This is a genomic window from Streptomyces tremellae, assembly GCF_039540215.1.
Lineage (GTDB): Bacteria > Actinomycetota > Actinomycetes > Streptomycetales > Streptomycetaceae > Streptomyces > Streptomyces tremellae.
The window spans coordinates 16,143-37,688 of sequence record NZ_BAABEP010000059.1 but is presented as its reverse complement, the minus strand read 5'-3'; the positions used below and the strand labels follow the sequence as shown (position 1 = coordinate 37,688).

Annotated in this window: 18 protein-coding genes; 9 read left to right on the top strand and 9 right to left on the bottom strand. The window is 73.9% G+C overall.

Going from position 1 to position 21,546, the window contains the following annotated elements; all coding sequences use genetic code 11:
- The 3 genes from ABEA77_RS27990 to ABEA77_RS27980 all read right to left on the bottom strand — a co-directional run.
- On the bottom strand, window positions 1-607 hold a 607-nt coding region (locus ABEA77_RS27990; protein ID WP_345653398.1), incomplete at its 3' end, for an NADH-quinone oxidoreductase subunit C.
- A complete protein-coding gene (locus ABEA77_RS27985; protein ID WP_345653395.1) occupies window positions 604-1,245 on the bottom strand; it encodes an NADH-quinone oxidoreductase subunit B in 642 nt (213 codons plus the stop codon). The genes ABEA77_RS27990 and ABEA77_RS27985, both read right to left, overlap by 4 nt.
- Window positions 1,236-1,697 (bottom strand): NADH-quinone oxidoreductase subunit A, encoded by a 462-nt coding sequence (locus tag ABEA77_RS27980; protein WP_345653392.1) that lies wholly within the window; start codon window positions 1,695-1,697, stop codon window positions 1,236-1,238. The genes ABEA77_RS27985 and ABEA77_RS27980 overlap by 10 nt, the downstream gene beginning before the upstream one ends.
- A gap of 174 nt (window positions 1,698-1,871) precedes the next feature.
- Between ABEA77_RS27980 and ABEA77_RS27975 the strand changes: the two genes are divergently transcribed.
- The 4 genes from ABEA77_RS27975 to ABEA77_RS27960 all read left to right on the top strand — a co-directional run bounded on the left by ABEA77_RS27975 (window position 1,872) and on the right by ABEA77_RS27960 (window position 7,262).
- Window positions 1,872-3,071, top strand: coding sequence for a sensor histidine kinase (locus ABEA77_RS27975; RefSeq protein WP_345653389.1), 1,200 nt, complete (start codon window positions 1,872-1,874; stop codon window positions 3,069-3,071).
- A gap of 183 nt (window positions 3,072-3,254) precedes the next feature.
- The gene (locus tag ABEA77_RS27970; RefSeq protein ID WP_345653409.1) at window positions 3,255-3,914 is read left to right on the top strand and encodes a LuxR C-terminal-related transcriptional regulator; all 660 of its coding nucleotides are present in this window, start codon (window positions 3,255-3,257) and stop codon (window positions 3,912-3,914) included.
- Window positions 3,915-4,228: 314 nt separating this feature from the next.
- Window positions 4,229-6,199, top strand: coding sequence for a 2-oxoacid:acceptor oxidoreductase subunit alpha (locus tag ABEA77_RS27965; protein WP_345653386.1), 1,971 nt, complete (start codon window positions 4,229-4,231; stop codon window positions 6,197-6,199).
- Window positions 6,192-7,262 carry a 2-oxoacid:ferredoxin oxidoreductase subunit beta gene (locus ABEA77_RS27960; RefSeq protein WP_345653383.1) on the top strand — a complete coding sequence of 357 codons (1,071 nt, stop codon included), beginning with the start codon at window positions 6,192-6,194 and terminating at the stop codon, window positions 7,260-7,262. The genes ABEA77_RS27965 and ABEA77_RS27960 overlap by 8 nt, the downstream gene beginning before the upstream one ends.
- Before the next feature lie 80 nt (window positions 7,263-7,342).
- Here ABEA77_RS27960 and ABEA77_RS27955 read toward each other — a convergent pair whose 3' ends face one another.
- The gene (locus ABEA77_RS27955) at window positions 7,343-8,275 is read right to left on the bottom strand and encodes a TauD/TfdA dioxygenase family protein (RefSeq protein WP_345653381.1); all 933 of its coding nucleotides are present in this window, start codon (window positions 8,273-8,275) and stop codon (window positions 7,343-7,345) included.
- A gap of 475 nt (window positions 8,276-8,750) precedes the next feature.
- Between ABEA77_RS27955 and rarD the strand changes: the two genes are divergently transcribed.
- Window positions 8,751-9,800, top strand: a complete 1,050-nt coding sequence (gene rarD, locus ABEA77_RS27950) for an EamA family transporter RarD (RefSeq protein ID WP_345653378.1) — start codon at window positions 8,751-8,753, stop codon at window positions 9,798-9,800.
- Window positions 9,801-9,894: 94 nt separating this feature from the next.
- Here the strand turns inward: rarD and ABEA77_RS27945 are convergent, their stop codons facing one another.
- The 4 genes from ABEA77_RS27945 to ABEA77_RS27930 all read right to left on the bottom strand — a co-directional run bounded on the left by ABEA77_RS27945 (window position 9,895) and on the right by ABEA77_RS27930 (window position 14,443).
- Window positions 9,895-10,815 carry an ABC transporter permease gene (locus ABEA77_RS27945; protein WP_345653375.1) on the bottom strand — a complete coding sequence of 307 codons (921 nt, stop codon included), beginning with the start codon at window positions 10,813-10,815 and terminating at the stop codon, window positions 9,895-9,897.
- Window positions 10,802-11,761 (bottom strand): ABC transporter ATP-binding protein, encoded by a 960-nt coding sequence (locus ABEA77_RS27940; RefSeq protein WP_345653372.1) that lies wholly within the window; start codon window positions 11,759-11,761, stop codon window positions 10,802-10,804. Before ABEA77_RS27940 ends, ABEA77_RS27945 begins: the two co-directional genes overlap by 14 nt.
- A gap of 176 nt (window positions 11,762-11,937) precedes the next feature.
- Window positions 11,938-13,191, bottom strand: coding sequence for a LolA family protein (locus ABEA77_RS27935; protein WP_345653369.1), 1,254 nt, complete (start codon window positions 13,189-13,191; stop codon window positions 11,938-11,940).
- Window positions 13,192-13,432: 241 nt separating this feature from the next.
- Entirely contained in the window at window positions 13,433-14,443 is a 1,011-nt protein-coding gene (locus ABEA77_RS27930; RefSeq protein WP_345653366.1) for a polyprenyl synthetase family protein, read from the bottom strand.
- A gap of 167 nt (window positions 14,444-14,610) precedes the next feature.
- On the opposite strand from ABEA77_RS27930, the gene ABEA77_RS27925 reads away from it, so the two are divergent.
- Both ABEA77_RS27925 and ABEA77_RS27920 read left to right on the top strand, forming a co-directional pair.
- Complete coding sequence (locus tag ABEA77_RS27925; protein WP_345653363.1) at window positions 14,611-16,104, top strand: peptide MFS transporter; 1,494 nt, start codon at window positions 14,611-14,613, stop codon at window positions 16,102-16,104.
- A gap of 89 nt (window positions 16,105-16,193) precedes the next feature.
- The gene (locus tag ABEA77_RS27920; RefSeq protein ID WP_345653360.1) at window positions 16,194-18,230 is read left to right on the top strand and encodes a CocE/NonD family hydrolase; all 2,037 of its coding nucleotides are present in this window, start codon (window positions 16,194-16,196) and stop codon (window positions 18,228-18,230) included.
- A 197-nt stretch (window positions 18,231-18,427) separates the two neighbouring features.
- Here ABEA77_RS27920 and ABEA77_RS27915 read toward each other — a convergent pair whose 3' ends face one another.
- Window positions 18,428-19,261 carry an SDR family NAD(P)-dependent oxidoreductase gene (locus ABEA77_RS27915; RefSeq protein ID WP_345653357.1) on the bottom strand — a complete coding sequence of 278 codons (834 nt, stop codon included), beginning with the start codon at window positions 19,259-19,261 and terminating at the stop codon, window positions 18,428-18,430.
- Window positions 19,262-19,347: 86 nt separating this feature from the next.
- Between ABEA77_RS27915 and ABEA77_RS27910 the strand changes: the two genes are divergently transcribed.
- Together ABEA77_RS27910 and ABEA77_RS27905 are read left to right on the top strand one after the other, a co-directional pair.
- A complete protein-coding gene (locus ABEA77_RS27910) occupies window positions 19,348-20,205 on the top strand; it encodes a helix-turn-helix transcriptional regulator (RefSeq protein WP_345653354.1) in 858 nt (285 codons plus the stop codon).
- A 278-nt stretch (window positions 20,206-20,483) separates the two neighbouring features.
- Window positions 20,484-21,392 carry a LysR family transcriptional regulator gene (locus ABEA77_RS27905; protein WP_345653406.1) on the top strand — a complete coding sequence of 303 codons (909 nt, stop codon included), beginning with the start codon at window positions 20,484-20,486 and terminating at the stop codon, window positions 21,390-21,392.
- The last annotated feature ends 154 nt before the right edge of the window (window positions 21,393-21,546 follow it).

Genomic DNA, 21,546 nt, shown 5'->3' with positions numbered 1-21,546 from the left:
GGGCGGCCCGCGCGGGGCGGGGCGGCTCCGGCGGGGCCTCGCCCTTGTGGGGGCCCCACTCGTTGGGGTCGGGGACGCCGGGCGGCAGCATCGGGCGGCGGCGCGAGGAGCCCGACTCGCCGGGGTCCTTCGCGCCGGGCCACGCCTTCACGACCCGCGCGGCCAGCACGAAGTCCTTGCGCAGCGGGTGGCCTTCGAAGTTCTCCGGCAGCAGCAGCGGCGCGAGCCCCGGGTGGTCGGTGAAGGCGATCCCGAACATCTCGTGCGTCTCCCGCTCGTGCCACGCGGCGCCCGCGTACACGCCGGTCGCGGTCGGCAGCTCCGCCGCGTCCTGGGGCACCGCCGTGCGCACGAGCAGCGCCCGTACGGTGCGGTCGGCGACGGAGAAGACGCGCGCCGAGACACGGAAGCCGTCAGCCGCCTCGTCCACGGCGCTCAGCCAGTCGAAGTACCCGCAGCCCAGCACGTCCCGCGCGGTGGTGAGCGCGCCGAGCCAGCGCTCCGCCGGCACGTCGACCGTGAGCAGCCCGTACGAGAGCTCGGCGGTCGCGTCCTCGCCGAAGGTGCCGGCGACGGAGTCCGGGAGCGCGTCGTACGCCTCGGTCATCGCGGGTCCTTCGGGCCGGGCGGCGGGACGAGGCCGCTGCGCAGCTGCGCGGTGGACGGCTCCGGCGCGCGCCCGTACCGCGCGGAGAGCGACTCGGAGGCGATCTTCTCCTGGAGCTTGAGGATGCCCTGGAGCAGCGCCTCGGGGCGGGGCGGGCAGCCCGGCACGTACACGTCGACGGGGATGATCTGGTCGACGCCCTTCGTCACGGCGTACGAGTCCCAGTAGGGGCCGCCGCAGTTGGAGCAGGCGCCGAAGGAGATCACGTACTTGGGCTCGGGCATCTGCTCGTACAACCGTTTCACCGCGGGGGCCATCTTGTCGGTGACGGTGCCGGAGACGACCATCAGGTCCGCCTGGCGGGGGCCCGGCGCGAACGGGATCACGCCGAGGCGGATGAAGTCGTGCCGCGCCATCGACGCGGCGATGAACTCGATGGCGCAGCAGGCGAGTCCGAAGTTGAACACCCAGAGGCTGTAGCGGCGGCCCCAGTTGAGCACGACCTTCATCGGCTCGGGGGCGAGCCGGGACAGCACGCCGAGGCGCCGGGGCTCGGGCAGCGGCTGCGGTGCGCGGAGGACGGCCGCGCCGGGCTCCGGGGAGGCGGAGGAGGCGGCGGGGGTCGGGGTCACGTCCATGCGAGGACGCCCTTCTTCCATGCGTAGAGCAGTCCCACGGCCAGGAAGCCGAGGAAGACGAACATTTCGACCAGGGTCGTCGCGCCGTAGCCGGGCGCGGCGAAGACGGTCGCCCACGGGAAGAGGAAGACGGAGTCGACGGCGAAGATCACGTAGAGGAACGCGTACACGTAGTACCGCACCTGGGTGTGCGCCCAGCCCTCGCCGACCGGGTCGACGCCGCACTCGTAGGTCAGCAGCTTCTCCGGGGTGGGCACGACGGGCCGCAGCAGCCGCCCCGCGCCGAAGGCGACCGCGACGAACAGCACGCCGATCACGGCGAGCAGCCCCACCACCGTGTAGCCGCGGAAGTAGCCCGCAGCGAGAACGACCGGTTCCGGCACGTCCGCTCCTCGCTCCCTCACCTGCTGTAGCCATCGGCCCGGTCTGCCACCGCGACGCTCGGGCCACATACCGTCTGTACGGAGCCGAAGTGTAGGCCCTGTTAAAGAGACGGTAAGCGGGCCCTCCCCCGATCCCGGCCCGGCCTCGCGGGACAGAGGGGTCGCAGGGGTGGGGGCAGCCCCACCCCTGGGCCTTCGGACTGCCCCATGGCGCCCGGCGACCCGGCGCGGCAGGCTGGGCGCATGAGCGCGAGACCACGCCGGAGCGGCGTCCCCACCAGCGGCGGGGGGCCGACCGCCGGTCCTTCGCACAGCACGCCGCCGCCCGCGCGTTTCGCGTACGACCGGCACACGTGGAAGGAGATCGCGCACCTCCTGGCGAACTTCCCCGCCGCGCTCGCCGGTTTCGTGTACGTGGTGACGACGCTGGTGGTGGGCGCGGGTCTCTCGGTGACGGTGATCGGCCTGCCGCTGCTGGTGGCCGGCCTCTTCGGCACCCGGGTCTACGGGCGGCTCGAACGGGCGCGGGCCCGTTCGCTGCTCGACATGCGGATCGACGAGCCGAGCCCGATGTTCCGGCGCGGGGGCGCGGGCTTCGCCGGGCGGACGGTGTCGGCGCTCAGGGACCCGGTGGGGTGGCGGACCGCGCTGTACGCGTTCATGCGGCTGCCGTGGGGCATCGTCACGTTCAGCGTGACCCTGGTGAGCCTCTTCGTGCTGTGGCCCGTGCTGCCGTACCTGACGCGCGGCCTGGCCAACGCGGACCGCGCGATGGTGCGGGGCCTGCTCGCCCCCGACGAGGAACTGGAGGCACGCATCGCGGAGCTGGAGAGCGACCGGGGCGTGGTCGTGGACACCGCCGCCGCCGACCTGCGCAGGATCGAGCGCGACCTGCACGACGGCGCGCAGGCAAGGCTCGTCGCCCTCGCCATGGGCCTCGGCCTCGCCAAGGAGAAGCTGACCGAGGACCCTCAGGCCGCGTCGGCGATGGTGGACGAGGCGCACGGCGAGGTGAAGCTGGCGCTCCAGGAGCTGCGGGACCTGGCGCGCGGCATCCACCCGGCCGTCCTCACCGACCGGGGCCTCGACGCGGCGCTCTCCGCGGTCGCGGCACGCTGCACGGTGCCGGTGAAGGTCACGGTGGAGCTGGCGGAGCGGCCCGCGGAGGCCATCGAGGGGATCGCGTACTTCACGGTCTCCGAGCTGCTCCAGAACATCAGCAAGCACAGCCGGGCGCGCACGGCGAGCGTCGACGTGTGGCGGACCGCCGACCGGCTGCTGATCCAGGTCACCGACGACGGCGTGGGCGGCGCGGATCCGGCGGCGGGCGGCGGCCTCGCGGGGCTCGGCGAGCGGCTGGGCGCCGTGGACGGGGTCCTGCTGGTGGATTCGGAGCGCGGCGGCCCCACGACGGTGACGGCGGAGCTGCCCTGGCGTGCGTGACCCGGCCGGCGCGCCCCGCCCGCCGCTCGGCCGCACGGCGGACCGGGGCCCTCGCGGACAACCGGAGAGCGCGCGTCCGCGTCCCCGTGCTGGGATGCTGGGCGGACCGGGACGGATGCGGGTACGTCGGGGCGCGAGGCGCGGGGGTGGCGAAGAGGAATGGCTGCGGTTACGGAGGACAGAGTGCGGGTGGTGATCGCCGAGGACTCGGTGCTGCTGCGGGAGGGGCTGACGCGGCTGCTGACGGACCGCGGGCACGATGTGGTCGCGGGCGTCGGCGACGCGGTGGCGCTGACCGACGCCATCGGCGCGCTCGCCGGCCGGGGCGAACTGCCCGACGTCGTCGTGGCGGACGTCCGGATGCCGCCCACCCACACCGACGAGGGCGTACGGGCCGCGGTGTGGCTGCGCAAGGAGCACTCGGGGGTCGGCGTCCTCGTGCTGTCGCAGTACGTCGAGGAGGAGTACGCGACGGAGCTGCTCGCCGGGTCGACGCGGGGCGTGGGCTACCTGCTCAAGGACCGGGTGGCGGATGTGCGGGAGTTCGTGGACGCGGTCGTGCGGGTGGCGGGCGGCGGCACGGCGCTCGACCCGGAGGTCGTGGCGCAGCTGCTGGGCCGCAGCAGGAAGCAGGACGTGCTGGCCGGTCTGACGCCGCGCGAGCGCGAGGTGCTGGGGCTGATGGCGGAGGGCAGGACGAACTCGGCGATCGCGCGGCAGCTCGTGGTGAGCGACGGCGCGGTCGAGAAGCACGTCAGCAACATCTTCCTGAAGCTCGGCCTGTCCCCGAGTGACGGGGATCACCGGCGGGTGCTCGCCGTTCTGACGTACCTGAAGTCCTGAGGCGGGGCGCGGCGGCACGGGCCGCGGGCCGCGCGGACGATCCGGGCCGCGCGGACGCGCGAAGGCGCGGCCCCGCGCTCGGCGCTGCGGCCCGGCGCTGCGGGTCCTAGTCCCAAAGTACGAGTGGCCGCGGTGGTCGGCGCACGACCCGCGAACCACCACAGAACAGGGCATTCACCCCCAGCGAGGTGTCTCATAGTGGCGTCCACCATGCGAGCGAGCAGAGGTAGGCGACCCTTACCGACGTAGGGTTGCTCCGGGACGGCCGGCGGCCGGCGGTCCCGAGCCGCCGCCTCACAGGGAGGTCCAGTTCAGTGACCAGCCAGGTCAGTAGCGCAGCCGGCGAGGCCAACGACGGTGACACCGTCGTCGGGGGGCAGCGTGCCCCGTTGCCGGGCCTGTCGGAAGAGTCAGGGCCAGGGGGTTCCGGCGCCAAGGAGGTCCGCCGTCTGGACCGGGTGATCATCCGCTTCGCGGGCGACTCGGGCGACGGCATGCAGCTGACGGGTGACCGGTTCACCTCCGAGACCGCGTCCTTCGGCAACGACCTGTCGACCCTGCCGAACTTCCCCGCCGAGATCCGCGCGCCCGCGGGCACCCTGCCGGGCGTCTCGTCGTTCCAGCTGCACTTCGCCGACCACGACATCCTGACCCCGGGCGACGCGCCCGACGTACTGGTCGCGATGAACCCGGCGGCGCTCAAGGCGAACATCGGGGACGTGCCGCGCGGTGCGGAGATCATCGTCAACACCGACGAGTTCACCAAGCGCCCGATGGCCAAGGTCGGCTACGCGGCCTCCCCTCTCGAGGACGGTTCGCTCGACGCCTACCAGGTGCACCCGGTGCCGCTGACGACGCTCACGGTCGAGGCGCTCAAGGAGTTCGGCCTGTCCCGCAAGGAGGCCGAGCGCAGCAAGAACATGTTCGCGCTCGGGCTGCTGTCGTGGATGTACAACAGGCCCACGGAGAACACCGAGTCGTTCCTGCGCTCGAAGTTCGCGAAGAAGCCGGAGATCGCCGAGGCGAACGTGGCGGCGTTCCGCGCGGGCTGGAACTTCGGCGAGACGACCGAGGACTTCGCCGTCTCGTACGAGGTCGCCCCGGCGCAGGAGGCCTTCCCGGCCGGCACGTACCGCAACATCTCCGGCAACCTCGCCCTGGCGTACGGGCTGATCGCCGCCTCGCACCAGGCCGACCTGCCCCTCTACCTCGGCTCGTACCCGATCACCCCGGCCTCCGACGTGCTGCACGAGCTGTCGAAGCACAAGAACTTCCGGGTGCGCTCCTTCCAGGCCGAGGACGAGATCGCGGGCATCGGCGCCGCGCTCGGCGCGGCCTTCGGCGGCTCGCTCGCCGTCACCACCACCTCGGGCCCCGGCGTGGCGCTGAAGTCGGAGACGATCGGCCTCGCGGTCTCGCTCGAACTGCCGCTGCTGATCGTGGACATCCAGCGCGGCGGCCCCTCCACGGGCCTGCCGACCAAGACCGAGCAGGCCGACCTGCTCCAGGCGATGTACGGGCGCAACGGCGAGGCCCCCGTGCCGATCGTCGCGCCCTCGACCCCTGCGGACTGCTTCGACGCGGCCCTGGAGGCCGCCAGGATCGCGCTGACGTACCGCACGCCGGTCTTCCTGCTCTCCGACGGGTACCTGGCCAACGGCTCCGAGCCGTGGCGCATCCCCGAACCGCACGAACTGCCGGACCTGCGCGTCCAGTTCGCCACCGCGCCGAACCACACCACCGAGGAAGGCACCGAGGTCTTCCAGCCCTACAAGCGCGACCCGCGGACGCTGGCGCGCCCGTGGGCGGTGCCCGGCACGCCCGGCCTGGAACACCGCATCGGCGGCATCGAGAAGCAGGACGGCACGGGCAACATCTCCTACGACCCGGCCAACCACGACTTCATGGTCCGCACCCGCGCCGCGAAGGTCGACGGCATCCAGGTGCCCGACCTCGCGGTCGACGACCCCGACGGCGCCCGCACCCTGGTGCTCGGCTGGGGCTCCACGTACGGCCCGATCACGGCGGCCGTGCGGCGGCTGCGCAAGGCCGGCAGGCCGGTCGCGCAGGCGCACCTGCGCCACCTCAACCCGTTCCCCGCGAACCTCGGCGAGGTGCTGAAGCGGTACGACAAGGTGGTCGTGCCGGAGATGAACCTCGGCCAGCTCGCGACCCTGCTGCGTGCGCGGTACCTGGTCGACGCACACTCCTACAACCAGGTCAACGGCATGCCCTTCAAGGCCGAACAGCTCGCCACGGCCATCGAGGAGGCCATCAATGTCTGAGGTCGACGTCGCCACGAACGAGCTGCTGACGCTGATCCCGAAGGCGGAAGCCAAGCAGTCCATGAAGGACTTCAAGTCGGACCAGGAGGTCCGCTGGTGCCCCGGCTGCGGCGACTACGCGGTGCTCGCCGCCGTCCAGGGCTTCATGCCCGACCTGGGCCTGGCGAAGGAGAACATCGTCTTCGTCTCGGGCATCGGCTGCTCGTCCCGCTTCCCGTACTACATGAACACCTACGGGATGCACTCGATCCACGGCCGGGCCCCGGCCATCGCGACCGGCCTCGCGACCTCGCGCCGCGACCTGTCGGTGTGGGTCGTCACCGGTGACGGCGACTCGCTCTCCATCGGCGGCAACCACCTGATCCACGCGCTGCGCCGCAACGTCAACCTGAAGATCCTGCTGTTCAACAACCGGATCTACGGCCTGACGAAGGGCCAGTACTCGCCCACCTCCGAGCTCGGCAAGATCACCAAGTCGACGCCGATGGGGTCGCTCGACGCCCCGTTCAACCCGGTGTCGCTGGCGCTCGGCGCGGAGGCTTCGTTCGTGGCCCGTACGGTCGACTCGGACCGCAAGCACCTCACGAGCGTGCTGCGCGCCGCCGCCGACCACCCCGGCACGGCGCTGGTGGAGATCTACCAGAACTGCAACATCTTCAACGACGGGGCGTTCGAGGTCCTCAAGGACAAGGAGCAGGCCCAGGAGGCCGTGATCCGCCTGGAGGACGGGCAGCCGATCCGCTTCGGCGCGGACCGTTCGAAGGGTGTCGTGCGCGACCCGCGCACCGGTGACCTGGAGGTCGTGGACGTCACGCCGGAGAACGAGGCGGACATCCTGGTGCACGACGCCGCGAGCGAGTCCCCGACGACGGCGTTCGCGCTCTCGCGGCTCGCCGACCCGGACACGCTGCACCGCACGCCGATCGGTGTCTTCCGCAGCGTGCGCCGCCCGGTCTACGACACCCTGATGAACGACCAGCTCGACACGGCCGTCGAGCAGCGCGGCAAGGGCGACCTGGCGGCGCTGCTCGCCGGCAGCGACACCTGGACCGTCGCGGGCTGACAGCGCGTCCGCACGCACACGAGGGGCCCCGAGCCGGTCGGCTCGGGGCCCCTCGTGCTGTATCGGGTCCAGCGGCCCGGTCAGAACGGCCGGTCGCCCGCGATGGCGACGCGCTCCGCGACCCGGCGGGCGCTGCCGTAGTCGTTCACCGCGTAGTGCTGGGTGGCGCGGTTGTCCCAGAAGGCGATGTCGCCGGCCGACCAGCGCCACCTGACCTGGTACTCCGGCACATGGGCCTGCTGGAACAGCAGCCGCAGCAGCCGGTCGCTCTCGTCCCTGCCGAGCCCGGTGATGTGCGTGGTGAAGGAGCTGTTGACGAACAGCATCCGCCGGCCCGTCTCCGGGTGTCGGCGCACCACCGGGTGCTCGACCGGCGGGAACGTCTCCTGGAAGGCGGCGAGCCGCTCCGGCGGGGTGAAGCGGGCGAAGCCCGGCAGGAAGTCGTGCACCGCGCGCAGCCCGTCGATCCGCTCCCGCACCTCCTCGGGCAGGTTGTCGTACGCGGCGGCCATGTCGGCCCACATGGTGTCCCCGCCCGCAGGGGGCACCTCGCGCAGCTGGAGCACCGCGCCGAGCGCCGGCCGCTCGCGGAAGGTGACGTCGGTGTGCCAGACGTTCTCGAAGGTCGGCACGGCCGAGCGGTCGAACCGTACGACCTCGTCGGAACCCGCCGTCGTGAGCAGCGGGTTGGTCTCCAGATCGCCCCAGTTGCGGGCGAAGGCGCGCTGCGCCTGCGAGGTGAGGTGCTGGCCCCGGAAGAAGAGGACCTTCCACTCGTTGAGGGCGCGCGTCAGCTCGTCGCGCAGGGCGTCGGTCAGCGGCAGGGAGAGGTCGAGCCCGCGGATCTCGGCGCCGATGGTGGCGGCCTGCGGGACGAGTTCGAACAGCTCGTACGGGCGGCTCACCGCGCCCTCGGGCAGCCGGCGCAGCAGCCGGGGCCCTTCGGTGATCTGGTCGGCGGGGACGTGAAAGTCGCGCAGGGGGCTCAGGGCAGGGGCGGCGTAGGTCGTCACGGCGGTCCTCCGGGTACGGCGCGCGCCGGCGCGGCAGGTGTCACCCCGCCCGCGCGGGCGCACGGAAACGAACAGGAGTGGTGAGGGGCGTACGGAAGCAACGAAGTGCGAAGACGGTACGGGCGGCGGTCTGCCGGGCCCCGGACCGTCAGCTGCGGCAGCTGCGACAGGAGCTGCGACAACACAGACGGGCGGCCGGGGGCGATCCCACCCGGCCGCGGCGGCGCAGGAAGGTGCAGCCGCGCGGTGCGCACTCGCCGTGGGGAGCGCGAGTGCCCGACTCCACTGCACAGTCGATCGAGCACATCCTCATGGCGGCAGGCTACCCCGTGCACCTGTGCGGCGTCCCCTGTCATGACCGTATCGCGGAACGGACATGACAGCGGCCGGGCGGGGCCGCTACCGTCCCTGGGGACGGGCGCGTTGACGCGGGCATGCGCACCGGCGGTGGAACGGCGAGGGCGGAGGGGGCCGGGTGGGGACCGAGGACGAGCAGCGCTCCGGGCTGCTGTACGGGATCGGCGCGTACGGGATCTGGGGGCTCGTGCCGCTGTACTGGCCGCTGCTCGACCCGGCGGGCCCCCTTGAGGTGCTCGCGCACCGCATGGCCTGGTCGCTCGGCGTGGTGGCGGTCGCCCTGGCCTGCGCGCGGCGCTGGGCGTGGCTCGGCGAGCTGGCGCGGCAGCCGCGCCGGGTGGGTCTCCTGGCGCTGGCGGCCACCGTGATCACGGCCAACTGGGGCGTCTACATCTGGGCCGTGGACTCGGGCCATGTGGTGGAGGCGTCGCTCGGCTACTTCATCAACCCGCTGGTGACCATCCTGCTCGGCGTCATCCTCCTCAAGGAGCGACTGCGGCCCGCGCAGTGGGCGGCGGTCGGCACAGGACTCGCCGCCGTGGTGGTGATCTCGGTGGGGTACGGGCGGCTGCCGTGGATCTCGCTGGTGCTCGCGTTCTCCTTCGGCACCTACGGGCTGGTCAAGAAGAAGATCGGGCTCGGCGGCCTGGAGTCGCTGGCCGCCGAGACCACGGTCCTCTTCCCGCCCGCGCTCGGGTTCCTGCTGTGGCTCGGCGCCACGGGCCGCTCGACCTTCACCGCGCACGGCGCGGGGCACGCGGCGTGGCTGGCCTCCGCGGGCCTGGTGACCGCCGTGCCGCTCGTCCTCTTCGGCGCGGCCGCGATCCGGGTGCCGCTGACCACGCTCGGCCTGCTCCAGTACCTGACGCCGGTGCTCCAGCTGGCGCTCGGCGTCGCGTACTTCCACGAACCGATGCCCCCGGAGCGGTGGGCGGGGTTCGCCCTCGTGTGGCTGGCGCTCGCCATGCTGACCTGGGACGCCCTGCGCACCGCCCGCCGGACCAGGGTCCGCGCGGCCGCACTGCGCGCGGCGGCGCGCGACGCTGCCCCGGGCGGCGTCTCCGCGCCCCCGGCACGGCGGCCGGCCGGCACGGGCGCCCCGGGCGCCGGGCCGGCGCGCGAGGCGGGTGCGGCCGACGCCGCGGCCGTACGGCAGCCGGGTCCGTGACACACGCCCGTACGGCGCCCCGGGCCCTGCCGCGCGCCCCTGCGACGTCGCCCCCGGCCCTGCCGCGCGCCCCTGCGGCGCCCTGGGGCTCGGGTCAGGCGGCGATGTCCTTCGTGGAGAAGCGGGCCCAGGCCGCGGAGCCGAAGACCAGCAGGTAGACCGCCTGCACCAGGAGGTTCTTCAGCACGCCGTCCCACAGCACGGGCGCGCGCATCACATCGGCGAGCGACAGCCAGTAGTGCGAGAACAGATACGGGTGGATCGCGTCGAGCTGCGGGATCGAGTCGAGGATCTGCACGGTGATCAGCAGCCCCACCGTCGCCGCCATCGCCGCGATGCCGCTGCCCGTCAGCGTCGACACGAACAGCCCGACGGCGGCGAACCCGACGAGCGAGGCCGCCACCAGGACCGCGGCGAGCAGCGCCCGCCCGAGGCCCGCGCCGAACGGGATCGCCGTGCCGGAGATCGTCGTGACCTCTCCCACCGGGAACAGCAGCGCCCCCGTCGCCAGCGCGAACACCGCCACCACCGCCGTCGCGGCCAGGCAGTACACCAGCACCGCCGCGTACTTGGCGAGCAGCAGTCTGGTCCTGCCCGCGGGCACCACCAGCAGATAGCGCAGGGTGCCGCCCGCTGACTCCCCGGCCACCGAGTCGCCCGCGACGACGCCGACCGTCATCGGCAGGAACACCGGCAGGGTCGCGGTGAGGGCCGCGAAGACCAGGAACAGGCCGTTGTTGGTGACCTGTGTCAGGAACGGCGGCCCGCCGCCCACGTCCGAGCCGCCCGACGTCTCGATCTTCACCGCGACGCCGACCAGCACAGGCACCGCGGCCAGCACGCCGAGCAGCGCGAGCGTCCGGCCCCTGCGGAACGTCGTCAGCAGCTCGGAGCCGAAGAACCCGAGCGTCCACCAGAACCCCGGGCTCCTGGGTCCCGGCTCCGCCGCACGCGGTGGCGGCACCCCAGCGGGTCCCGCCGCCCGGCCCGCGCCCGCCGTCTCAGCCCGCGACATCGAAGCCCTCTCCCGTCAGCGCCACGAAGGCGTCCTCAAGCGTGCCGCGCTCCACCCCGAACGCCCGCACCCGCACCCCCGCGCGCACGAGCGCCGCGTTGAGGTCGGCCGGGTCCGCGGCGGGGTCGCCCGCAGGCAGGTCACCGCTGACCCGGCCCTCCCCCGCCTCGACGCCGGTGACGCCGTGCTCGGCGAGCACCCGGGCCGCGTCCGCAGCGTCGGGCGTGGTGACCGCGAGCCTGCCGCGCGCGGGCCCCGACAACTCGGCGACCGGGCCCTGCGCGAGCAGGCGGCCCCGCGCCATCACGGCCGCGTGCGTGCAGACCTGCTCGATCTCGTCCAGCAGGTGCGAGGAGAGGAAGACCGTCGTGCCCTCGGCGGCCAGCTCGCGCACCAGCGTCCTGATCTCCCGCATGCCCTGCGGGTCGAGGCCGTTCGTCGGCTCGTCGAGGACGAGCAGCCTGCGTGGCCGCAGCAGCGCGGCGGCGATGCCGAGCCGCTGCTTCATCCCGAGCGAGTACGCCTTGGCCCGCTTGTCGGCCGCCGCGCCGAGCCCGACCCGGCCGAGGGCCGCTTCCACCCGGGCCGCGCGGGTGCGGGGGTCGGCGGTCGGGTCCGTCGCGTCGAACCGTACGAGGTTGTCCCTGCCGCTCAGGAAGCCGTACTGCGCCGGGCCCTCGATCAGCGCGCCGACCTGCGGCAGCACCGCGCGTGCCGCACGCGGCATGGGGCGGCCGAGCAGGCGCGCGGCCCCTGCGGTCGGCTCGACGAGGCCGAGCAGCATACGGATCGTGGTCGTCTTGCCCGAGCCGTTGGGCCCGAGGAAGCCGAAGACACTGCCCTCGGGCACCACGAGGTCCAGGCCGTCGACGGCGAGCTGGCCGCCCCGGTAGCGCTTGGTCAGGCCGCGCGCCTCGATCACGGGCGCCCCGCCGCTCACCACCATGCCCCTGTCCCTCCCTGGCACTCCGCCGCGAAAGCCCTCTGTCCCGCAGCCCTCTGCCCCGCGGAACGCGCGCCGCACCCCGAACGTGCCGCGGCCCCGCCGTACGAGCGTACGGCGGGGCCGCCGGCGGCCGGCGCAGGCGGGCCGGGGCCGTGGCGCCCCGGTCGGCCCCGTGCCTACGTGGCGGCGGCGTCGGCCGCCTCGATCAGCTTCTGCCGGCTGACCGCGCCCGCGTAGACGCTGCCGTCATCGGTCAGCAGAACGTTGACGAGGCGCGTGTGGAACACGGTGCCCTGGCCGAACGAGCCGCTGGCCTTGCTGCCGAGCGAGTTCAGGAACGACTGCGCGTCGCCGCCCTTGGCGCCGCCCTTGGCCGCGGAGTGACCGGCCGTGCCGGGCAGCTCGACCACGGACGTCCAGCCCTCGCCCGTGACCTTGACCCGGCTCAGCGCCGTCTCGGCGCGCTGCTTCTGCTGGGGCGTCGGCTGCGCGTGCTCCGCCGCCGGGTGCTGCTTGCCCTCGGTGACCTTCGTGCCCTTCGGCGGGGTGAAGTCGAAGGTGGAGGCCGCGGGCCTGGCGAAGTCGACCGAGGTGTAGCCGACGTCGACGACGGCCTTGCCGCCGCCGCTCGGCGCCACCGTGAACCGCAGCGGCGTGCCCGTCTTCGCGTCCACCGCGATCCGTACGGAGCCGACCGTGGACCCGGCCTGCTTCGGCTTGGCCACCAGGTCGTACGCGTCACGGCCCGCGACGCGCGAGGTGCCGTCGACGGAGAGCGCCGTGGTGGGCCCTGTGGCCTTGAGGACGTCGTCGGCGAACTGCCCCGGCGTCGTGGGCGCCTCTGCGCCCTTGGGCAGCACGGGCAGCGCCCGCGTGCCGGACCTCTGGGCGGTACCCGCCGGGTCCTTCGTGTGGAACGCCTGGTTGCTCGCACTGTCGTACGCCCAGACCTGGCCCGCGTTGCGGATCAGGCTGTACTCGGCGGCGTCCTCCACGAGGGAGACCTTCTGCTTCTGCGGGCCGTCGACCGCGACACGCAGCGTGTGCGTGCCGGACGCCAGCTCCATCAGCTTGGACTGCGGGTCCGCGCCCGAGCCCGACGGCGCCCCCGAGGGGCCGCCGGACCCCGCGGCCCCGCCGGGCAGCGAGCCGCCGAGCCCGCCGAGCGACGGCAGGCCGAGGTCGGTGGTGAACTTCACGGACCCGGAGAGCTGCTGCGTGTGGGACGCGGCGATCTTCTGCACCAGGTCGTGCGCGCTGATCGTGGGAAGGTCCGGGTCGCCGGACGCGGCGAGCGCCGGTACGAGACCGACGGTGGCCGCGGCCACCCCGGCGACGGCCACCGGGAGCGCGTAGCGCGCGAGCCTCCTCGGACCGGTGGCGCGGACCTCGTCGTCCTCGGCGGTCGCTGCCCTGTCGTTGCCTGCCATGTGTGCCCTACCTCCGTGGTCGGCGGCCGGTCAGTCGGTCATCGGCGCCGTGCGCCGGTGCCCGTGCACCCTTCGGTCCCCCGCCGCCATTGTCACCCGGCGGAAGACGGGTGCGTATGTCCATCTGACCAAATGGCCGTATGACAGTCGTCAACCCGGCGGAGCACTTTCCGTCCGCCTCCGGGATGACCCGGGGGCCGGGGCCCCGGGGTGGATGCCGGGGAGCAGGCCCGAAACGCCGTCAGCCCGCGCGGTGCACGACAGCGTCGCACAGGTCGGTCAGCGCCGACTTCGCCCAGCACTCCGGCAGCGGCACCAGCGTCTCGCGCGCCGCCGTCGCGTACCTGACCGCCTCGTCCATGGCCTGCTGGAGCGCGGGGTGGGCGCGCAGCCCGCGCAGCGCCTCCGCGTGCCGCGCGTCGTCCGTGAGGTCGGATGCGAGCAGCTGGGCCAGCGCGACGTCGGCCGGTTCCGCCAGCTTCTCCGCGCGGGCGCGCAGCAGCAGCACCGGCAGGGTGGGGATGCCCTCCCGCAGGTCGGTGCCGGGGGTCTTGCCCGACTCGTGCGACTCGCTGGCGATGTCGAGCACGTCGTCGGCGAGCTGGAAGGCGACGCCGAGGCGCTCGCCGAACTGCGTGAGGATGTCCACGACCCGCTCGTCCGCGCCCGCCATCAGCGCTCCGAGCCGGCCGGACACGGCGACCAGGGAACCCGCCTTGCCGGAGAGCACGTCGAGGTAGTGGGCGACCGGGTCGCGGCCGTCGCGGGGGCCCGCCGTCTCCAGGATCTGGCCCGTCACCAGCCGCTCGAACGCCTCGGCCTGGATGCGCACGGCCTCGGGGCCCAGCTCCGCGAGGATCTGCGAGGCGCGGGAGAAGAGGAAGTCCCCGGTGAGGACGGCGACGGAGTTGTCCCAGCGCGCGTTGGCGCTGTCGACGCCCCTGCGGACCTCGGCCTCGTCCATCACGTCGTCGTGGTACAGCGTGGCCAGGTGGGTGAGCTCCACCACGACGGCCGAGGGCACGACACCCGGCGCGTAGGGGTCGCCGAACTGCGCCGCGAGCAGCACGAGCAGCGGCCGGAATCGTTTGCCGCCCGCCCGTACCAGGTGCTGCGCGGCCTCGTTGATGAAGGCCACGTCGCTCTTGGTGGCATCGAGCAGACCCGCCTCGACAGCCGCCAATCCGGTCTGCACATCGGCTTCGAGAGCCTGGTCCCGCATGCTCAGCCCGAACGGCCCGACGACGGTCACGAGGGGTACTCCTGTCTGCTGACGATCACACGGATTGTCGATGTGTCGCTGCCATCACTCAAGTCAGCGTATCCGGTCGCGTTTCGATCACCGTGGGCGCCTTCCCGGCACCGACGGTATGTTCGTGATCAGTCGTACGAGCGGGAGAGAGTATTTTGTCCGACACAGTGACCGATACGGAAGCACACGGAGAGCGACCTCCGCCCGAGGACGACCGTGCGTTTTTCGGCCAGCCGCGCGGGTTGGTCACCCTGTCGGGCCTCGAAGTCTGGGAGCGCTTCTCGTTCCTGGGGATGCAGGCCATCCTCGTCCTCTATTTCGTGGACAGCGTGGCACACGGCGGCCTCGGCATGGCCGACGGCACGGCCGCCTCCATCTCCGCCGCGTACGGCACGCTCGTCTACCTGGTCTCCGTCGGCGGCGGCTGGCTCGCCGACCGCATCCTCGGCTCGTACCGCGCCGTCCTGTGGGGCGGTGTGCTCATCGCGGCGGGCCACTACCTGATGGCGGTGCCCGCCGCCTGGTCGACCTGGGCCGGGCTCGGCCTGATCAGCGCGGGCACGGGACTGCTCAAGCCGAACGTCTCGTACATGGTCGGCAAGCTCTACAGGACCAGGGACGAGCGGCGCGACGCGGGCTTCGCCCTCTACTACATGGCGATCAACATCGGCTCGTTCCTCGGGCCGCTCGTCACCGGCTGGCTCGGCGACCACGCGAGCTGGCACTGGGGCTTCTCCGCCGCCGCCTTCGGCATGACGCTCGGCCTGATCCAGTACGTGTGGGGGCGGCGGCACCTCGCCGGGCGGGACAGCGCGCCCGAGTACGCCCTCGCGCCGGGGCCGATGCGGCGCGCCGTGCGCTGGATGGTGACCGGCGCGGTGGTGGTCGCGGTCGTCGCGACGGCCCTTTCGCTGGCCGGCTGGCTGACGCTCGGCCGGTTCGTGGACGTGCTCACGGTGGTCTCGGTCGCCGCGCCGGTCGCCTACTTCGCGGTGATGTTCGCGAGCCCCCGGGTCACCCGCGAGGAGCGCGGGCGGCTGCGCCCGTACATCGTGCTGTTCGCCGCGTCCGTGGTGTTCAACTTCATCCTTTTCCAGGCGTACTCGACGATGATCCTGCTGGCAGCGTCGAACGCCGAGTCGAGCATCTTCGGCTTCGACTTCCCCGCCAGCTGGTACACCTCGGCGCTCGGCGCCTTCGAGGTGGCGCTCGCGCCGCTCGTCGCCGCCGTCTGGGTGCGCATGGGCCGCAGGCAGCCGCACGCCTCCAACAAGATCGCGTTCGGCGTGGTGCTCGGCGGCCTGTCGTTCCTGCTGATCGTCCTGCCGACCTCGGGCCACAGCGGCGACCACTACACGATGGCCGTGTGGTGGATCGTCGGCTCGTACATCCTGCTGGGGCTCGGCGACATCCTGCTGGAGACCTCCGGCCTCTCCGCGTCGACCAAGCTCGCCCCGCAGGCGTTCGCCAGCCAGACGATGGCGCTCTGGTTCCTCTCGCTCGCCCTGGCCAACGGCATCCAGGCACAGACCGTGAAGCTGTACGACAAGGTCTCGCACCCCGCGTACTTCGGCGTGAACGGCGCGGTGGCCGTGGCCGCGGGCCTCGCCGTCACAGCGGCCGCGCCCTGGCTGCGCAGGACCATGCACCCCGTCCACTGACCGGGCCGCGCGCCGCGCTCCCCCCGTATCTCCCACGTACTCCGCGTACCCCGCGCCCCACCGCCTCAGCACGGAAAAAGGTGACCGGTATGTCCCCCAGCATCCGTTCCGCCCCCCGCCCCGCCGTCCGCACGGACTTCCCCTACGAGACCACCCGCGAGGACGTCCGCATCCCGCTCCCCGGCGGCCTGCGCCTGTACGCCCGCGTCTGGCGGCCGGTCACGGACGAGCCCGTGCCCGCGCTGCTCGAATACCTCCCGTACCGGCTGAGCGACTGGACCGCGCCGCGCGACTGGCAGCGGCACCCCTGGTACGCGGGGCACGGCTACGCCTCCGTACGGGTCGACGTGCGCGGCCACGGCAACAGCGAGGGCGTGCCGGGCGACGAGTACGACGCGACGGAGCTCGCCGACGGCGTCGAGGTGATCAACTGGCTGGCCGCGCAGCCCTGGTGCAGCGGCCGCGTCGGCATGTTCGGCATCTCCTGGGGCGGCTTCAACTCCCTCCAGCTGGCGGCGCTCGCCCCCGAACCGCTGAAGGCGGTCGTCACGGTCTGCTCCACCGACGACCGCTACGACAACGACGTCCACTACATGGGCGGCTCGGTCCTCGGCGTCGACATGCACGCCTGGGCCTCCACCATGCTCGCCTTCGCCTCCCGGCCGCCCGACCCGGTCTACGCGGGCGAGGGCTGGCGCGACCTGTGGCGCAGCCGCCTCGAATCCGTCGAGCCGCTGATCCACACCTGGCTCGCGCACCAGACCCGCGACGCCTACTGGCGGCACGGCAGCGTCTGCGAGGACTACACGGCGATCGACGCCGCCGTCCTCGCGGTCGGGGGCTGGCACGACCCGTACCGCGACACCGTGCTGCGGCTCGTGGAGCACCTCGACCCGGCGAAGGTGCGGGGCATCATCGGCCCCTGGTCGCACCAGTACCCCGACCGCGGCCTGCCGCCAGGGCCCGCCATCGGGTTCCTCCAGGAAACGCTGCGCTGGTGGGACCAGCACCTCAAGGACCGCGACACCGGCGTGCTCGACGAGCCGCTGCTGCGGGCCTGGATCAGCGCCTCGCACCCGCCCGCCACGGTCTACCCGGAGCTGCCGGGCCGCTGGGTCGGCGAGCCGGCCTGGCCCTCACCGAACGTCACGCCCGTGCCGTACGCCTTCCGCGGGGACCCGGTACTCGTCGACTCGCCGCACCACACGGGACTCGACGCGGGCCGCTTCTTCCCGTTCGGCAACGACGCCGACCTGCCGCCCGACCAGCGGGACGAGGACGCGAAGTCCGCGTCGTTCGAGTTCGCCGTCGACCCCGAGGGCTCGGGCATCGAGATCCTCGGCAGGCCCCGCGTGCGCCTCAGGCTCACCGTGGACGCGCCCGCGGGGCAGGTGATCGCCCGGCTGTGCGACGTGGCGCCCGACGGCTCCTCGACGCTGGTGACGCGCGGCGCGCTCAACCTGTCGGCCCGCGAGGGCCGCGACCGCGCCGTGCCCTGGCCGGAGGGCGCGACCGAGGACGTCGAGTTCGAGCTGAACGGCATCGGCCACACCTTCCCGCCGGGCCACCGCATCAGGCTCGCGGTGTCGTCCGCGTACTGGCCCTGGATCTGGCCGCAGGCCGCGTCGGCGGGCTTCGTGCTCGACCCGGCGGGCTCGGGGCTCGACCTGCCGGTCCGCACCCGCTCGGCCGCCGACCGGCCCCTCGGCTTCCCGCCGCCGGAGCAGTCGGCCCCGCTGGAGGTCGTGTACCCGGAGACGGCGACGGCGCCCCCGCGCCCCGAGCGGCTGGTCACCCGGGACGTCGCCGAGGGCGTCTGGCGCCTGGAGGTCGATCCGAGGTACGGCGGCACCCGGGTCTACCCGGACGGCCTCGAGTTCACCGAGGACGCGCTGGAGACCTACACCATCCAGGAGAGCGACCCCCTCTCCGCGAAGGCCGTCTCCCGCTGGACGGTCCGCCTCCACCGCCCCGCGCTCTCCTGGGACACCCGGATCGAGACCCGCTCGGAGACCAGCTGCGACGCCGAGCACTTCACCACGGTCAACGAGGTCGTGTGCCGGGAGGGCGACGAGGTCGTCTTCCGGCGCACCTGGGAGAAGGACATCCCGCGCACGGCGGGGTGAGGGGCGGCACTGCGGGATGAGGGGCCCCGGGGCGGCGCGCGGGCCGGCCCCGGCGGGGCGCTCCGGGGCGGCGGCCCGCAGCCCGTGAGGGGCATCCGCGCCGCCGATCGGGCGCCGTGGGGCGGGCGCCCGCGCCGCCGGTCGGGCGCTCGCTGGCCGATCGTGCGCCCCCGCAGGCGCCCCGGGCCACCACCGGTTCAGGCGCCCGCGCCACCGTCCACGGCGAGGGTCGCGCCGGTGACCATGGACGCGCGGTCGCTGAGCAGCCACGCGGCGGCCTGCGCGACCTCCTCGGGTGCGCCCATCCGGCCGAGCGGGGTGGTCGCGACGATCCGCTCGACCACCCCGGGCGTCGCGGCCTCCCACGCGTCGATCATCTCGGTCGCGGTGCCGCCCGGCGTGATCGTGTTGACCCTGATGCCCTGCGGGCCCCAGGTCACGGCCGCGGACTCGGCCAGGCTGTTGAGCGCGCGCTTCATCGCGCCGTACGCCGGCAGCACGGGGTTGGCGCGGCGGCTGCCGATGCTGGACGTGTTGACGATGGCGCCGCCGCCGCCGCGCCGCATCAGCGCGGCCTCGCGGTTCATCGCGGTCCACTGGCCGCGGAAGTTCACCGCGAACATCCGGTCGACGTCCTCGTCGCTCGTCCCGTCGAGCGGGCCGGGGCTCTGGCCCGCCGCGCCGTTGTTGAACGCGCCGTCGAGCCTGCCGTGCAGCTCGTCCACGCGGTCGACCGCAGCGCGCACCGAGGCCGGGTCGCCGAGGTCGCAGGCGACCCCGTCGGCGGTGCCGCCCTCGGCGCGGATGCCGGCGGCGAGCCGCCCGAGCGCGGCCGTGTCGCGGGAGGCGAGCACGACGCTCGCGCCCTCCGCGGCGAACAGCCGCGCGGCCGCGGCGCCGATGCCGCGACTGGCGCCCGTGATGAGGACGACCTTGCCGGAGAGCAGGCCGACCGGGGCTGTGCGCGCGCGGTCGCGGGTGCCGCCGTGCGTGCTGCTGTGGGTGCTGTCGTGGGTGCTGTCGTTCGTCATGCCGCCAGCCTGGCCGGGGGACGCGGTGCGGTTTCAGGCACAGTCCGTACCAGGATGAGCCGCGGCGGCCCGCGCATACTGGGCCTGTGGACAGACAGGAGCTCGGAGCGTTCCTGCGCAGCCGTCGCGAGCGGCTGCGCCCCGCGGACGTGGGCCTCCCCGCGGGGCCGCGCCGCCGCACGCCGGGGCTGCGGCGCGAGGAGGTCGCGGTCCTCGCCCACATCTCCACCGAGTACTACGTACGCCTGGAGCAGGCACGCGCGCCCCGCCCGTCCGGCGAGGTGCTCGCGGGCATCGCGGACGCGCTGCGGCTCACCGACGCGGAGAGCGGGCACCTGCACGTGCTCGCGGGCACGGCGCCGGTCCGCTCGGCGCCGCACCGCCGCGACGTACGGCCGAGCATCCTCGCGCTGCTCGAACGGCTGCCGCAGACAGCGGGGTTCGTCACCTCGGCGGCGTTCGAGGTGCTCGCGTGGAACGACCTCGCCGCCGCGCTCATGACCGACTTCGGGGCCCTCGAACCCGCGGACCGCAATCTGGCGCGCGCGGCCTTCCTCGGCCCGCGCGGCGACGACGGGTCCGAGCTGTACGGCACCGCCGACGCCGCGGAGTTCCGCCGCCACGCCGCGAGGGAGCTGCGGGCCGCCGCCGCGCGCTACCCCGAGGACCCCGCCATCACGGACCTGGTCGCCGAACTCCTCGCGGGCAGCCCGGAGTTCGTCCGCCTCTGGGAGCAGCGCGACGTCCAGGCCGCGCCCATGCTGAGGAAGACCTTCCGCCATCCCGCGGTGGGGGACGTCACCGTCGACTGCGACACGCTCGCCCTGACCGACCGAGACCAGCACCTCGTCCTCTACACCGCGCCCCAGGGTTCGCCCGACGCCGACGCCCTGGCCCTGCTGGCCCTGCTCGGCCCGGCGGCGCGGCACGAGGTGCGCCCGTAGCTCGTGGCCCGTAGGTCCGTAGGCCCGTGCCCCGTGCCCCGTGCCCCGGCCTACGGCGGCGACGGCGGCCCGGCCCGCGCGCGTGCGGGTGTCAGCCGGCGCGGCCCGCGCGCACGGCCTCCGGGCCCAATAGATCTCGACGAACGGCATGGCTGTGCTCCTCGACTCAAGTGGGGTGGGCGACCGCGCAGTTCAGCGGCCCTCTCCCCACAACGCCAGGCGGGGCCCCCGGCCATGCGGCCAGCGAGACTCCGGCAAGGTGGGTATGCGTGAACGTCATGGAGCCGTCACTGACCGGCCTGCGGGTCCTGCGCGAGATCGCCGAGCGCGGCAGCTTCACCGCGGCCGCCACTGAGCTCGGCTACCCCCAGTCCGCCGTCTCGCGCCAGGTCGCCGCCCTCGAACGGGCCACCGGAGTACGGCTGTTCGAGCGCGGGCCCGGCGGTGTCACCCTCACGGCGCCGGGCCTGGCCCTGCTGCGGCACGCGGCGGTCGCCCTGGACGCGCCGGCCGCGGCGGACCGCGAGCTGAAGGGCCTCGCCGCCGAGCGCAGCCTCGTACGGCTCGGCGCCTTCCCCAGCGCGGGGACGCTCGTCGTGCCGCGCACGGTCGCCGCGCTGCGCCGCAGCCAGCCGGGCATCCGGGTCACGACCCGCGAGGGCTCGACCCCGGCGCTGGTGCGCGCGCTGCGGGCGCGCACCCTCGACCTGGCCGTCCTCGCGCTCCGCCCGCCCTACCGGCCCCTCGACGACCAGGCACCGCCGCTGGAGTGCGAGACCCTCCTGGAGACCGAGCTCCTGCTCGCGGTCGCGGCCGAAGGCCCCCTGGGCGACCGGGCCGTGGTGGACGTGGCGGAACTGGCCGGCCAGGAGTGGATCGCCGGCTCCGCCAACCCCGCGGAGCCGGCGAGGGGCGTATGGCCCGGCCTGCCGGGGCGCCCGCGCGTCACGCGCACCGCACGCGACTGGCTGACCAAGCTGCACCTGGTCGCGGCGGGCAACGGCGTCACCACCGTGCCGCCGGGGCCGGCCGGCGCGGTGCCGCCCGGCGTGCGGCTCGTCAAGGTCGGCGGGGGCCAGGCGGAGCGCCGCCGGGTCGTCCTCGCCCGCCTCCCCGGCCCGCGCCCGCGGGCGCTCGCGCAGGTCGCCGAGGCCCTGCACCGCGAGGCCGCGCGCATCGCGGGCTGAGGGACCGCCCGCCCGCCCATGTACGGGCGGTACGCACACCCCGCAACCGCGCCCCCGCACCCGCACCCGCACCCGCACTCACACTCACACTCACAGTGCACCCACACCCACGGCACACCCGCACCCCGCGGTGCGCCCCACACCCACACCCACG